Consider the following 12,882-nt stretch of genomic DNA (forward strand, 5'->3'; position numbering starts at 1 on the left):
TCAAGTTAACAAAATTTGAGGACAATAAAAAAAATCCCCGACAAAAAACATGTCGGGGATTATACCAAAGACCTTTTTAGACAGCCTCTTTTTATATCTTTTCAATTGCCTTTTTTAATAAATCGGCAACTATCTGTTTTAATTCTAAAGGTTCAGTGATTTCAGCTTCGGCAGAAAACATTAAAAACCAGCGGGCAAAATATTGTAAATGAGTTGTAGTTTCAAACGTCAATTCCATTTTATCATTTAATTCTTTTTCTGATACAAAGCCATAGGTATTTCGATCCCAATTAAAATAATGTGCCGATTTTTTAGGTGCTAAAATTTTAACCGTTGTTTTTAAAACTTCCGTCTGCTTTTTTGCATTCAGAAAATAATCTAATTGTTTGTGTTCGCGATTAAAAGTAACATCAGTATTTAAAATTTGCTTTACACGATCAATTCTAAACTGACGGTAATCATTCCGCAAATAGCAAAAAGCCATAAAGTACCAATAATCATGTTCGTAAAAAATTCCGATGGGTTCTAAAAGTCGCTTATCAGCTTTACTTTCCCCAGGTTTTTGATATAAAATTTCTATTTGCTTTTTCGATACAATACTTTCCAGCAAAATTGAAAGAACTTCGTTAGAAGTTTCGTTTGATGTGGTATCGAATATTAAAAACTGATCTTCAATTAAAGCTACATTTTCTTTTTCGCTTGATCGTAAAACCGCTTTCATTTTATGTAAGGCAGACGAAAAATTAAAACTCATTTTTTTATCGGCATACTTTTCCATCAGCTTTTCAGCTATCACAAAACTAAACGCTTCATCTTTTGTAAAAATGGTAGGTGGAATTCTGTATCCCTCAACCAAAGCATAACCTTTCCCCTGCTCATTATAAATGGGCACCCCAGCATTTTCCAATGCTTTTATATCGCGATAAATGGTTCGAACACTAACCTAATAACGATCTGCAAATTGTTGTGCCGTAATCCAGTTTCGTGATTGAAGTTGCACGTAAATGCTTAAAATACGGTTGAATTTCTTTACATCAAGCTCGCTCATAAACTACAATAAACTTAACTGGGTTTGCTGCAAAGCACCTTCAAGCTGCAATAAGGCTTCTTTTCTGTAGATTCCACCTGCGTAACCAACCATTGAACCGTCGCTTCCAATAATTCTGTGACATGGAATTACAATTGCAATTTTATTCAAACCATTGGCAGTAGCAACGGCTCGAATCGCTTTTAAATCGCCCAAAACAATTGCCTGATTTTTATAGGTTGATGTGCTTCCATACGGAATTTTAATTAACGATTGAAACACTTTCTGCTGAAAATCGGTTCCTGTGAAAACCAATGGAACAGTAAATTCCTGCAGTTTTTTATCGAAATATAAAGTAAGTTCTTCCTTTAATTGATTTAGATGTTGGTTTTCTTCTTCAGCAAACTGCGCCTTTAAATTTTCGGCTAACTTTAAAAGTGTTTTTTCTAAATGAATTCGATCGTGAAATTCAGCCAGACAAATTCCGTTTTCGGTAGCCCCCAAAAACATCAAACCTAATCGAGAATCATAGGTTGTTATGGCAATACGATTTAAATTACCGGTCAATTTTTGGTTTAGATCTATAAAATTCATTCGATAAATTTAATAAAAAAAACCTTCTTTTAAAAAGAAGGTTTTTAGAATATTGTTTTGCAACTAATTACTCAGCAGCAACTACTTCGTAAGGTAATTCAACAATTACATCGCGGTGTAAACGTACGTTTGCAGCATATTTACCTAAACGTTTGATTGTACCTGAAGTGATGAATTTTTTGTCGATTGACTGACCGTTTGATTCTAAAGCAGCAGCAATATCAGCGTTCGTTACCGAACCAAATAATTTTTCACCACCAGCTTTAACAGCGATCTTGATCTCTAAAGCTTTTAATGCATCAGCAACTGCGTTAGCGTCAGCAATTAATTTAGCTTCTTTGTGAGCTCTTTGTCTTAAATTTTCTGCTAAAACTTTTTTTGCAGAAGGTGTAGCCAATACAGCCATACCTTGAGGAATTAAAAAGTTACGACCGTATCCTGGTTTTACAGTTACTACATCGTCTTTAAATCCTAATTTTTGAACATCTTGTTTTAAGATAATTTCCATGTTGTTGTCCTTTTTAATAAGAAGTTAGCCCGCCAGTAGCGAGGCAACAACTTTAATTTGTTATTATTTTAATAAATCTGCAACGTAAGGCATTAAAGCTAAATGACGTGCACGTTTTACAGCTACAGATACTTTTCTTTGGTATTTTAAAGAAGTTCCTGTTAAACGACGTGGCAAAATTTTACCTTGCTCGTTAACGAATTTCAATAAGAAATCAGCATCTTTATAATCGATGTATTTGATTCCAGATTTTTTGAAACGACAATATTTTTTAGTTTTGTTAGTTTCAATGTTTAAAGGCGTTAAATATCTGATATCTCCGTCTTTTTTACCTTTTGCAGATTGCTCAATGTTTGACATGATAATTACGCTTTTTTAGTTTTTAATTTTTCTCTTCTTCTTTCTGCCCAAGAAATAGCATGCTTGTCTAAAGCTACTGTTAAGAAACGCATGATTCTTTCGTCACGACGGAATTCTGTTTCTAAACCAATGATTGCATCACCTGGTACAGTGTACTCGAATAAATGGTAAAAACCACTTTTTTTGTTTTGAATTTCGTAAGCTAATTTTTTTAAGCCCCAATCTTCTTTAGAGATCATTTTAGCCCCTTTTGAAGCAAGAAAATCTTCGAATTTCTGTACTGTTTCCTTTACCTGAGTTTCAGATAAAACGGGATTCAAAATGAAAACAGTTTCATAATGATTCATAATAACTATATTTAATTTGTTATAAAATTGGGTGCAAATATATAACAGTTTATTGTTTTTAGCAAATGGTTTTGAAATTTATTTTTGATATGTGGGATGTTGGGTGTAAGATGCTGGATGTTTAATATGATTGCTGGTAAAATTGAATAAACCATTAACTTTTAAGTTTTGTTTTGAAAGCAATAATCATATTCATTAAATGATAAGCTTCGTTGTAATATTTTTCAAAAGATTGATTATCCATATACCCTCTGTATTTAGCTTTATACAAACAAGTTACTACTTCTGCTAATGACTGAACAGAATAATTTAAGAATCGATTATACTCTGTATTTGATTGCATAATGGATCCTTCAGAGATATTTAAGGCTATTGAATCTGATGCACGAATTATTTGAGATGATAAATTGTAGATTTCTATTTTTGGAAACTGTAAGGATAATTTGTAAATATCCTCTCCAAAACTCATAGCCTTTTGCCAAATTTGTAGCTTTTCAAATTTAAAACTCATAATAACGATATTTAAAATGAAGATAATAAAAAACATCCCTCTTCAAACATACACATACCTCTTCAAATATACCTCTTCAAAGATCCTGCATCAAACACCCAACACCCAACATCTCAATAAAAATCAACGCTTATAGTTGTTTTTACGCTTTTATACATACCGATTGTTTCTAAACTATTAATGCTTTTTTGAATAGCTGTCTTTAAAACATTTACCGGTTTGTTAAGCGGAAGTTTTATTAAAACAATCTGGATATACTGATTCCGGATTCTGTTTATTGATGGTTCTTGTGGACCCAAAACTAAAATTCCGTTTATATTGTTCCGCATATTGGTTGCCAACCAAGTTGATGCCTCTTTTACTTTATTAAAATCGGTATGCTTCATTTGCAAACGTATCAAACGATAAAACGGTGGATATTTAAAGTTCAATCGTTCGTACATCTGCTCTTTAAACATTGCTTTATAATCGTTTTGGGTAACCTGTTGTATGGTGTTGTGGTACGGATTATAAGTTTGGATCAATACTTTTCCTTGTTTGTTTTTTCTACCTGCACGACCCGCAACCTGAGTCATTAACTGATACGCACGTTCATAAGCTCGGAAATCGGGAAAGGTAAGCATACTGTCGGCATTCATGATACCCACGAGTGAAACATTGTCAAAATCGAGTCCCTTTGCCAACATCTGTGTTCCAACCATAATATCAATTTCACGGTTTTTAAATCCATCTATCAATCGCTCAAAAGCAAATTTTCCTCGGGTGGTATCCTGATCCATTCGGGCAATTTGTTTGTTTGGAAAAATTGATCGTAACGCATCTTCTATCTGTTCGGTTCCCAATCCTTTGGTAGTCAATTCAGTACTATGGCAACTATGGCATTTTGTAGGCATTGACATGGTGTAGCCGCAATAATGACACTTTAAATAATTTTGTCGTTTATAATAGGTTAAACTTACATCGCATGAAGTACAATGCGGCACGTTTCCGCAGGTTAAACATTCTAAAACAGGCGAATATCCTCTACGGTTTTGAAACAATAAAACCTGCTCACCGTTGTAAAGTGCTTCGGTAATGGCATCGATCAATTTTATACTGAAAATTCCGTTTATTTCTTTTTTTCTGCGTGCTTCTTTTAGATCGACCAAAACAATTTCAGGCAATTGCACATTTGTAAAACGCTGGTTTAATTCTACATAGCCATATTTTTGTTGATACGAATTGTAGTAACTTTCTAAACTTGGAGTTGCCGATCCTAATAAAACTTTTGCTTGAAACATCTTCGCCAAAACAATAGCAGCATCGCGCGTATGGAAACGTGGTGCAGGATCGACCTGTTTGTAGCTTGCTTCGTGTTCTTCATCGACAATAATTAACTGCAGATTTTTAAACGGAAGAAAAACCGATGAACGTGAACCTATGACAACTTGGGCATTTTCGGTATGATTCAACACATGCTGATACACTTCTACCCTTTCGTTTTCGGAATATTTAGAATTGTAAACCGCAACTTTGTTTCCGAAATAAGCCGTTAAACGCTGCACCAATTGAGTAGTTAAACCAATTTCGGGAACTAAAAATAAGGCTTGCTGATTTTTTTCGATACATTCTTGTATCAATTTTATGTAGATTTCGGTTTTTCCGGCACCCGTTACAGCGTTTAACAAGGTTACATCGTGCTTTTCAAACTGATTTTTTATTGATTGAATAGCTGTTGTTTGTGCTTCGGTAAACTGAATATCATTCAAAAAAGCATCGGTAAACTGCACGCGATCTTCGGCTAACGTATAAACCGTGAAAATCTGTTTTTTCTCCAGATTACTAAAAATAGCAGTTGAAACTTCTGCTTCTTTTAATAATTCTTTTAACTCGATTGTTGCTTTTTGCGTACTTAACTGAAAATACTTTAGAACAAGCGCTCGTTGTTTTTCGGTTTTTAATTCGTTATCTAAAAGATTTATTAGCTTACTTTCTTCTTTATAATTATCATGTAATGCAACGTATTTAACCAGTTTTGGTTTGTATTTTTCGTGAATGTGCTGGTTTAAATAGATAATATCTTTTTTCAATAATTCATCAATAACACCAAAAACTTTCTTTTTGTTTAGAATATTCTGAACCTCATCAAACCGAAGAATGGGCTGCTGTTCAAAAGCTTCGTATAATAAAAATTCATCATCTGTCAATGATCTTAAATCAACAACTAAATCACGGTTTAAACTCAAGATTGTTTCGCTTTCCAACAAAAAAGCACTCGGCAATGCCGCTTTGTAAACTTCGCCCAACGAACACATATAATATTGCGAAATCCATTGCCAAAATTCTATTTGAATTTGAGTTACAATCGGTTTTTCATCTATAATCGTATGAATATCTTTAGCTTCGTAAAGCTGTGGTTTCTGGTTGTGTTTGTTCAACACCAATGCGGTATAAACTAAACGTTTGCCAAACGGAACGGCAACGCGCATGCCCTGCTGCAAAAAATTGTATTCTGCCTGCGAAACCCTATATGTAAAAGTAGTTGTTACTGCTATGGGTACAATAACATCTATAAAATAGTCCATAAAACAAAGATATAATAATAACAAAAAACTCTGACATTGTTTTGTATTAGAATTGCTTTATCTTATAATTCTAAAAGGTTCAACATTATCAATTAAAACTAATCCGTCAACAACATTCCATAAATTCATATTGTAAAAAGTATGCCCTAACAATCTTGAATGAATAGTATTTTTAAGTGGATAATTTTGCGAAGTTACAAAGTTTTCATGCTTACGTTCTTTGCTGATAAGAGCTTCGATTGAATTATCGATTACCTGATCTATTTTAACCGGTTTATTAAACATGCTTAATTTATTGCCTGATAATGCTGAATAGGCTATAAAATAGTATTCTGAAGAAAATGCTTCGTTTAAATACCAACCCAACGGATATCTATTATCCAAATAACCCGGAGTATAAATATCTTTAGGTGATTTTAATAAATGAGTGCTTGATCCAAAGAGAATAATTTTACTATCTGCAAAGTTTTTTCTTAAAAAACCTACATTTTTTGCCATCATAAAATCTCTGTTGTTGTGACTATCTCCAGATAGATTTTCAGGATCATAAGATAATATTGTAAGTGCCTGAACAAAATATTTATCATCTATACTAACAGGATTAAACGTTTCAAGAATTCTTTTAGAATAATAATGCATTTTAGAACGAACTTTTTTATTATTTCTTAAAAAAACTCTATGGTCTGTATGTGAGCCTTTCTCAACTATATTGACAAAATCTTCTTTTTCTTCTGCAGATAAACTGCTTACTTTTTTTAAATCTTCTTTTAAATAGGTACTAAATACTGATCCTGAAAAATGTACATCAAACCCTGTAAATAAAACGGTTTTCCCCTTTTTATTCTGCTCATATAAAAAGTCATACAACTCTTTCATAATATCAGCATTTAATTGGCTGTACATTGCTTTTTCTATATACGAATAATCTTTGGTTTTTAAGAAACTTTTAAAACCATGATAAATTTCATAGAAATTTCCTTCAATCGCTATTATAGAGAAGTCTTTTTCTTGAACTAATTTTTTAATTAAATCTATACGATACTTTGTTAAGGTGCTTTCTTGATGCGTAGGATCTCCAAGCCCTATAATTTTAACTTCATTGGGAATAGAAGTCGCTATGGTTTTATTTATTGGATAATTGATATTTTGACTAAACGAGTAATTAAATAGCAATAGAAAGCCAAGCAAATATTTTGTCATAATTTAAGTTTTTAAAGGTTATGACAAATCTAATATTTTAGGTAAGTATGTTAGAAGTAATAAAATATAAACTGTTGTTAAAATAAAAAGCACTTCATTAAAATATGTTAAAGAAGTGCTTTTAAATTGTTTATTTGAAAATTACTTAACGCGAACCCAGGTTTGTGTGCGTCCTAAAGCTTGAATACCAACATAGCCGCGAACGTCTAATTTATCGGATCCGTTTAATTTTAAGGCACATTTATATTCTTTTCCTGATGAAGGATCGGTAATTGTACCACCCGAATATTCTTTGCCATCTTTAGAAAGTCCTTTTATAATTGTTAACCCCTTAATTGGTTTGCCTTTATCGGCACCCGGACATTTATCGCATTTGGCATCTTTTTTATCGGTTAAAATTTCTACTACTTTTCCATAAATTTTTCCGTTTTTTTCAGAAATTTCTACAATCGATTTTGGTTTACCGGTTTCATCGTCAATTGTTTTCCACTTACCCGTTACTGTTTGCGCATGCATGCTTAAAGCTGCAAATGCTGTTAACACAAAAGTTGCAATTACATTTTTCATACGTTATTTTTTGTTTTACTGTTACTAATATACAAATTTCTTCTTTTTGCTGTATAAATCGCTGCATTTAATTCAAAACCCAACAATAAAATCATACAGTTAATCCAAATATAAATCATTATAACCAAAAGTGTACCAATTGATCCGTACAACTCGTTATATTTTGCAAATTTTGATACATAAAACCCGAAAGCTACCGAAGTTAAAGACATTAGCACGGTTGTAAAAACAGATCCGTAGGAAATAAATGCCAAATGTTTGGTTTCTTTTGTTCCGAATTTATAAAGAATGGATACGGTTAACAAGATCATTAAAACCACGAAAATATTTCTGCCGATATCAGCCAAATACGGATATTCAGAAAAATGCATCAACACTTCAACCGATAAATACACGGCTACCGATAAAACCAACATTAAACTTAACAACACCGATAAAACGATGGCTATTAAATATTGTCTGAAAAAATTTCGAGAGATTGATAAATGCGATGAAGACTGAAATCCGTTGATAATTGCGTTTACACCATTTGCCATGAAAATAACCGACATGATTACCCCGGTTGATATCAAGCTTTTGTAAGAATTACTCATAATATCGACCAAAATCAACTCAATAGCATCATACGTATTCGGCGGAACATTTTCTTCTACGAACAACAAAAAACTCTGTTGAAAATTATCGATTGGGATATACGGAATAAGATTCAGCAAAAATAACGCAAACGGAAAAAGCGCCATAAAAAAGGTAAAAGCAATAGATCCGGCTTTGTAATTCAAGGCACCTTCTACGATTCCGGCAATGTAAATTCGCAGCAATTCATATAAAGTTAAGCCTTCTAAACCGGGCAGTTTTGTCCGCATAGAAAGCTTAATCAATTTGCCAATAACCGGCAGTTTTGTTATTTTAACTGATGATTTCCCCAATTATAAAACAGCTTTTAAACTTAAATCCATATTATAAACCGAATGTGTTAACGCGCCGCTCGATATAAAATCTACACCACATTCTGCATAATTACGGATGGTATTTTCGTTAATGTTTCCCGAAGATTCTGCAAAACACTTACCGTTAATCATTGCAACAGCTGTTTTGGTATCTTCATAATTAAAGTTATCGATTAAAATTTGATAAACACCATCATTTGTAAGAATTTCTTCAATTTCTGTCAAGTTTCTGGCTTCAACAATAATCTTTAAGTCTTTGTTATTGTCTTTTAAATATTGTTTGGTTTTAGTGATTGCTTGAGTAATTCCGCCTGCAAAATCAATATGATTGTCTTTCAGCATAATCACATCATACAACGCAAAACGGTGATTTTCGCCTCCGCCAATCTTTACCGCCCATTTTTCAATAGCTCGAATACCGGGTGTAGTTTTGCGGGTATCTAACACTTTTGCTTTAGTTCCTTCAACTAAATTCACAAAAAACTTGGTTTTGGTTGCAATGGCACTCATACGCTGCATAGCATTTAAAACCACACGTTCTGCTTTTAAGATCGATTGTGATTTACCTGTAACATAAAAAGCGATATCGCCATATTTTACGGGAGTTCCGTCGTTTATCAAAACTTCCACCTGCATTTCCGAATCCACATAATTAAAAACCATTTTGGCAAAATCAACTCCGGCTAAAACCCCTTCATCTTTTACCAACAATTTTGCTTTTCCCATAGCATCTGCGGGAATACAAGCTAACGAGCTGTGATCACCATCGCCAACATCTTCGCGAATTGCATTTTCTATAATTAATTCTAATTCTTTATTAAACTGTTCTTTGGATATCATTTTTTTCTATCTTTAATGGCTAAAGTACGAAATTTTGGTATTTTTGAGATGCAATTTTAGTAAAAACAACTATGAAAACAGAAATTTCTTGGAACGATTTTGAAATCATCATAATTGAAATTTAATTGATCGCACATTAATTTGATATTCTAAAATAATTTCCGTAAATTGAAAAAAAACAATTTATGATTAGATTCAATTCTCTATTTACACAAATATTTATTTTACACCTTTTTATCATTCCCTTTAATAGTAAGGCTCAAGAAAATTTAGTGTTAAACCCCAGTTTCGAAGACTTTAATCCGGATGAAGAACTAAGTTGTACTGCATATACTTCCGAAAAATTTTCAAAAACTATTATGCATTGGAAATCACCTTCTGTAGGTTCACCAGACATCATAAGTATGGATGTAGCCCCAAACTGTCTAACTTATGCTTTAAATACAAGTATGTCAGATCAATTACCCAGAACCGGAAAATCCTATTCTGCAATGATTAATAGAGATTCTGAAAATGAAACATTCAGAGAGTATATTCAAGGAACATTATCAAGTAATTTGGAAGCAGGGATTAATTATAAGGTTAAATTTTATATTTCGTTAGGAGCTACATCTGGGAGAACTACAAATAATATAGGTATTAAATTTTTTGATTCTGAACAAAGTTTTCAAACAACTTCTGTTATAGATATTGTACCTGATGCAAATTATGATGGTAAACCTCTTGCTAACAAAGATGATTGGACAGAAATTACATTCGACTTTACTCCCACTGATTCAAATTTAAGGTACTTTGTTATAGGGAATTTCTTTGATGGTGAAAACACTGATTTTGAACTTATAGAAGGTAGTCTAATAACCGATTTTTATTATAACTTAGTTGATGATGTTTCAATAACTAAAGTTCCAACTGTTATTTTCGATGAAATGGGACCTTATTGTGAAGGATCTGAATTTACGTTACCAACAGCTTCGTTAAATGGTATAAAGGGAACTTGGACTCCTGAAATAAATAATACGCAAACAACCACATACACATTTACACCTAATGATGATACGTACCCTTCAACCCAAATCACGATAGAAATTATACCAGAGTTTGATTTTGAAATAAATCAATTTTGTAAAAATCATTCTGCTTGGTTAAGCGTTACAGGAAATAGTCTGGTTAATATTGAAAATTCAAAAATAATATGGGAAGTTAATGGTGTAAAGTTCGAAAACAAAGAACTTAATATCAACAATTACAATTCCATTTCAGGAAGTGTCACAGTAATTAGTGAATATGGTTGTTCAAAAACTAAAGAATTTAATATTACATTAAATCCCAATCAATGTATGATACCAAAAGGTATTTCGCCAAATGGAGATGGTTCAAACGATTATTTTGATCTTACAACTTTAAATGTAAAGAACATTAGTCTATTTAATAGATTTGGTACAATTGTCTTTAATAAAAAAGATTACAAAAACGAATGGCATGGACAATCTAACAGTGGAAATATTTTGCCTTCTGGTGTTTATTTTTATAATATTGTAACCTATAAAAACGAAACCTTTACTGGTTGGGTACAATTAATTAGAGAAACTGAACAATAATGAAAACAGAAATTTCTTGGAACGATTTTGAAAAGATCGATATTCGTGTAGGAACGATTGTTGATGCACAACCGTTTGAAAAAGCTAAAAATCCGGCTTATAAACTGTGGATTGATTTTGGATCAGAAATAGGCACTAGAAAAACATCGGCACAAATTACCGTTTTGTATGGTACTGATGATTTAATTGGCAAACAAATTGTTGCTGTGGTTAATTTTCCACCTAAACAAATTGCCGATTTTATGAGCGAATGTCTTGTTTTGGGTGCTGTTGGCAGTGATAAAGAAGTTACGTTGCTCACTCCAGGAAAAGCTGTAGAAAATGGTTTGGCAATTGGCTAAACTAAACTATTTTTTATTCAAAACACATAGAACATAGCTATAAATACTGCATAAACGTTTTTATAGTTCGTTATTGACAAAAACATAGCTTTGTTGCACTATTTGTTTTATCAAAGATAAGAATCACTCTGCCTTTCAAAACGTAAAACCTATATGTCTATGTTGTTAAATGGTATGTTTTTCAATATCATTGTTCTTTTTGTTGTGTATTAAAGCTATTTTTGCAAAAACAAATTTCTATGAATATCAAACTTTTGGCAATTGGTAAAACCGATAATAAAAATCTGCAAGCGTTAATTGATGAATACACCAAGCGTTTGGGATTTTACATTAAGTTTGATTTAGAAATTATTGGCGATATTAAAAACGTTAAAAACCTTTCGGAAGCGCAACAAAAACAAAAAGAAGGCGAATTGATTTTAAGTAAACTTACTGCTACTGATCATTTGATTTTGTTAGATGAAAACGGGAAAAGTTTTTCGAGCGTTGGTTTTGCCGATGAACTTCAAAAGAAAATGAACGCAGGTATTAAAACTTTGGTATTTGTAATTGGCGGACCTTACGGTTTTTCAGACGATGTTTACAAAAAAGCAAACGGTAAAATCTCGCTATCGGCAATGACGTTTTCGCACCAAATGGTTCGTTTGTTTGTGATTGAACAGATTTACCGCGGTTTTACTATTTTAAAGAATGAACCGTATCATCATCAGTAGATTTTTGTTGATATTTTTTAAAATATCGACATTCTAATCGGTTTTGTATATTTTAAATTTATGAACCATATTACAATTATGAAATACTATACAATTCACATTAATGATTCAGGAGCAATTGAAGATACTGATATAAAGAATATCGCAGGAGAAAAAATTTTAATATGTAAAATGTATGATGATCCTAAATTTAACAATCTAAATGATATTTTACACTCCTTAAAAGGTTACGTTCTGAATGAAAAGGCATTAAATATTTTCAAAGAAAGTAATACGATTCCTTTTAAAATATCTAAGGCAAAAGTATTGCGAAAAGAAAAAGTAATGGGCTTTATAAGAAAATATAAATCATATGATTTCTATGAACTTGATTTGCTTGATGAAAAGGCGGAAGAATGTTATGAATGGATAGACTTTGAAAAGAGCGAAGTTTTTGCTGTTGAAAGTTCACAGAAAAAAATAAAAATAAGATCACATCAGGAAACGTTGGATTTAATTGAAATAAACAAATCAAATCCAGAGAAAAGTTACTCTTTTGAGACATTAAAAATTGTCTTCAATAAAAACTTTAACTCAAAAATAGATCTATTTAAAATACCTTATTATTCTTGGGGAATTTATGTTTCTGAAGCGTTAAAAAGTAAACTCGAAAGTAAAAATATAACAGATATTTCATTTGCAGAAAATAAAGAGCAAATAGGAAAAGTATGGAAACCTTATTTTCCAAAAATAGAGTTCGATTAATAAAACAAAAAATTAGTAAAA

Annotated in this window: 15 protein-coding genes and 1 pseudogene; 4 read left to right on the forward strand and 12 right to left on the reverse strand. The window is 31.9% G+C overall.

Annotated features, from left to right (window positions below; genetic code table 11):
* Nucleotides 1–91: 91 nt before the first annotated feature.
* From BM253_RS07270 to nadC, 12 genes and pseudogenes are all read right to left on the reverse strand, one after another.
* Nucleotides 92–778 carry a helix-turn-helix transcriptional regulator gene (locus BM253_RS07270; RefSeq protein WP_317040938.1) on the reverse strand — a complete coding sequence of 229 codons (687 nt, stop codon included), beginning with the start codon at nucleotides 776–778 and terminating at the stop codon, nucleotides 92–94.
* Nucleotides 779–871: 93 nt separating this feature from the next.
* Nucleotides 872–931 (reverse strand): annotated as a pseudogene (locus BM253_RS17610) (hypothetical protein); the annotation flags it as partial.
* A 120-nt stretch (nucleotides 932–1,051) separates the two neighbouring features.
* Nucleotides 1,052–1,621, reverse strand: coding sequence for a methylated-DNA--[protein]-cysteine S-methyltransferase (locus tag BM253_RS07275; RefSeq protein ID WP_091521541.1), 570 nt, complete (start codon nucleotides 1,619–1,621; stop codon nucleotides 1,052–1,054).
* A 67-nt stretch (nucleotides 1,622–1,688) separates the two neighbouring features.
* Nucleotides 1,689–2,129: a 50S ribosomal protein L9 gene (gene rplI, locus BM253_RS07280; protein ID WP_091521544.1), complete on the reverse strand. Its 441-nt coding sequence runs from the start codon at nucleotides 2,127–2,129 to the stop codon at nucleotides 1,689–1,691.
* Between the two features lie 63 nt (nucleotides 2,130–2,192).
* On the reverse strand, nucleotides 2,193–2,489 hold the full coding sequence (gene rpsR / locus BM253_RS07285) for a 30S ribosomal protein S18 (protein ID WP_091096943.1): 297 nt from the start codon (nucleotides 2,487–2,489) through the stop codon (nucleotides 2,193–2,195).
* A gap of 5 nt (nucleotides 2,490–2,494) precedes the next feature.
* A complete protein-coding gene (rpsF, locus tag BM253_RS07290; RefSeq protein WP_091521548.1) occupies nucleotides 2,495–2,836 on the reverse strand; it encodes a 30S ribosomal protein S6 in 342 nt (113 codons plus the stop codon).
* Between the two features lie 154 nt (nucleotides 2,837–2,990).
* Complete coding sequence (locus BM253_RS07295; protein ID WP_091521957.1) at nucleotides 2,991–3,347, reverse strand: four helix bundle protein; 357 nt, start codon at nucleotides 3,345–3,347, stop codon at nucleotides 2,991–2,993.
* Between the two features lie 113 nt (nucleotides 3,348–3,460).
* Nucleotides 3,461–5,911, reverse strand: coding sequence for a replication restart helicase PriA (gene priA / locus BM253_RS07300; protein WP_091521552.1), 2,451 nt, complete (start codon nucleotides 5,909–5,911; stop codon nucleotides 3,461–3,463).
* Nucleotides 5,912–5,968: 57 nt separating this feature from the next.
* Nucleotides 5,969–7,111 carry an erythromycin esterase family protein gene (locus BM253_RS07305; protein ID WP_091521557.1) on the reverse strand — a complete coding sequence of 381 codons (1,143 nt, stop codon included), beginning with the start codon at nucleotides 7,109–7,111 and terminating at the stop codon, nucleotides 5,969–5,971.
* Nucleotides 7,112–7,252: 141 nt separating this feature from the next.
* On the reverse strand, nucleotides 7,253–7,678 hold the full coding sequence (locus BM253_RS07310; RefSeq protein WP_091521561.1) for a DUF2147 domain-containing protein: 426 nt from the start codon (nucleotides 7,676–7,678) through the stop codon (nucleotides 7,253–7,255).
* Nucleotides 7,675–8,604, reverse strand: coding sequence for a YihY/virulence factor BrkB family protein (locus tag BM253_RS07315; protein ID WP_245758469.1), 930 nt, complete (start codon nucleotides 8,602–8,604; stop codon nucleotides 7,675–7,677). The genes BM253_RS07310 and BM253_RS07315 overlap by 4 nt, the downstream gene beginning before the upstream one ends.
* Nucleotides 8,605–9,465 carry a carboxylating nicotinate-nucleotide diphosphorylase gene (gene nadC, locus BM253_RS07320; RefSeq protein ID WP_091521564.1) on the reverse strand — a complete coding sequence of 287 codons (861 nt, stop codon included), beginning with the start codon at nucleotides 9,463–9,465 and terminating at the stop codon, nucleotides 8,605–8,607. It abuts the gene before it with no gap.
* Between the two features lie 185 nt (nucleotides 9,466–9,650).
* On the opposite strand from nadC, the gene BM253_RS07325 reads away from it, so the two are divergent.
* From BM253_RS07325 to BM253_RS07340, 4 genes are all read left to right on the forward strand, one after another.
* Nucleotides 9,651–11,063, forward strand: a complete 1,413-nt coding sequence (locus BM253_RS07325; protein WP_091521569.1) for a T9SS type B sorting domain-containing protein — start codon at nucleotides 9,651–9,653, stop codon at nucleotides 11,061–11,063.
* Complete coding sequence (locus tag BM253_RS07330) at nucleotides 11,063–11,404, forward strand: tRNA-binding protein (RefSeq protein ID WP_091521571.1); 342 nt, start codon at nucleotides 11,063–11,065, stop codon at nucleotides 11,402–11,404. The genes BM253_RS07325 and BM253_RS07330 overlap by 1 nt, the downstream gene beginning before the upstream one ends.
* 239 nt (nucleotides 11,405–11,643) lie before the next feature.
* Nucleotides 11,644–12,117: a 23S rRNA (pseudouridine(1915)-N(3))-methyltransferase RlmH gene (gene rlmH / locus BM253_RS07335; RefSeq protein ID WP_091521574.1), complete on the forward strand. Its 474-nt coding sequence runs from the start codon at nucleotides 11,644–11,646 to the stop codon at nucleotides 12,115–12,117.
* Between the two features lie 78 nt (nucleotides 12,118–12,195).
* On the forward strand, nucleotides 12,196–12,861 hold the full coding sequence (locus BM253_RS07340; RefSeq protein ID WP_143095605.1) for a hypothetical protein: 666 nt from the start codon (nucleotides 12,196–12,198) through the stop codon (nucleotides 12,859–12,861).
* Nucleotides 12,862–12,882 lie beyond the last annotated feature (21 nt).

The sequence above is a fragment of the Paenimyroides ummariense genome (assembly GCF_900115115.1).
GTDB lineage: Bacteria > Bacteroidota > Bacteroidia > Flavobacteriales > Flavobacteriaceae > Flavobacterium > Flavobacterium ummariense.

Coding starts and splice junctions, on each gene's coding strand:
- BM253_RS07340 (WP_143095605.1), top strand. CDS start 12,196: ATGAAATACTATACAATTCACATTAATGATTCAGGAGCAATTGAAGAT.
- rplI (WP_091521544.1), bottom strand. CDS start 2,129: ATGGAAATTATCTTAAAACAAGATGTTCAAAAATTAGGATTTAAAGAC.
- BM253_RS07330 (WP_091521571.1), top strand. CDS start 11,063: ATGAAAACAGAAATTTCTTGGAACGATTTTGAAAAGATCGATATTCGT.
- BM253_RS07325 (WP_091521569.1), top strand. CDS start 9,651: ATGATTAGATTCAATTCTCTATTTACACAAATATTTATTTTACACCTT.
- rpsR (WP_091096943.1), bottom strand. CDS start 2,489: ATGTCAAACATTGAGCAATCTGCAAAAGGTAAAAAAGACGGAGATATC.
- rpsF (WP_091521548.1), bottom strand. CDS start 2,836: ATGAATCATTATGAAACTGTTTTCATTTTGAATCCCGTTTTATCTGAA.
- BM253_RS07295 (WP_091521957.1), bottom strand. CDS start 3,347: ATGAGTTTTAAATTTGAAAAGCTACAAATTTGGCAAAAGGCTATGAGT.
- priA (WP_091521552.1), bottom strand. CDS start 5,911: ATGGACTATTTTATAGATGTTATTGTACCCATAGCAGTAACAACTACT.
- BM253_RS07305 (WP_091521557.1), bottom strand. CDS start 7,111: ATGACAAAATATTTGCTTGGCTTTCTATTGCTATTTAATTACTCGTTT.
- rlmH (WP_091521574.1), top strand. CDS start 11,644: ATGAATATCAAACTTTTGGCAATTGGTAAAACCGATAATAAAAATCTG.
- BM253_RS07270 (WP_317040938.1), bottom strand. CDS start 778: ATGGAAAAGTATGCCGATAAAAAAATGAGTTTTAATTTTTCGTCTGCC.
- BM253_RS07275 (WP_091521541.1), bottom strand. CDS start 1,621: ATGAATTTTATAGATCTAAACCAAAAATTGACCGGTAATTTAAATCGT.
- BM253_RS07310 (WP_091521561.1), bottom strand. CDS start 7,678: ATGAAAAATGTAATTGCAACTTTTGTGTTAACAGCATTTGCAGCTTTA.
- nadC (WP_091521564.1), bottom strand. CDS start 9,465: ATGATATCCAAAGAACAGTTTAATAAAGAATTAGAATTAATTATAGAA.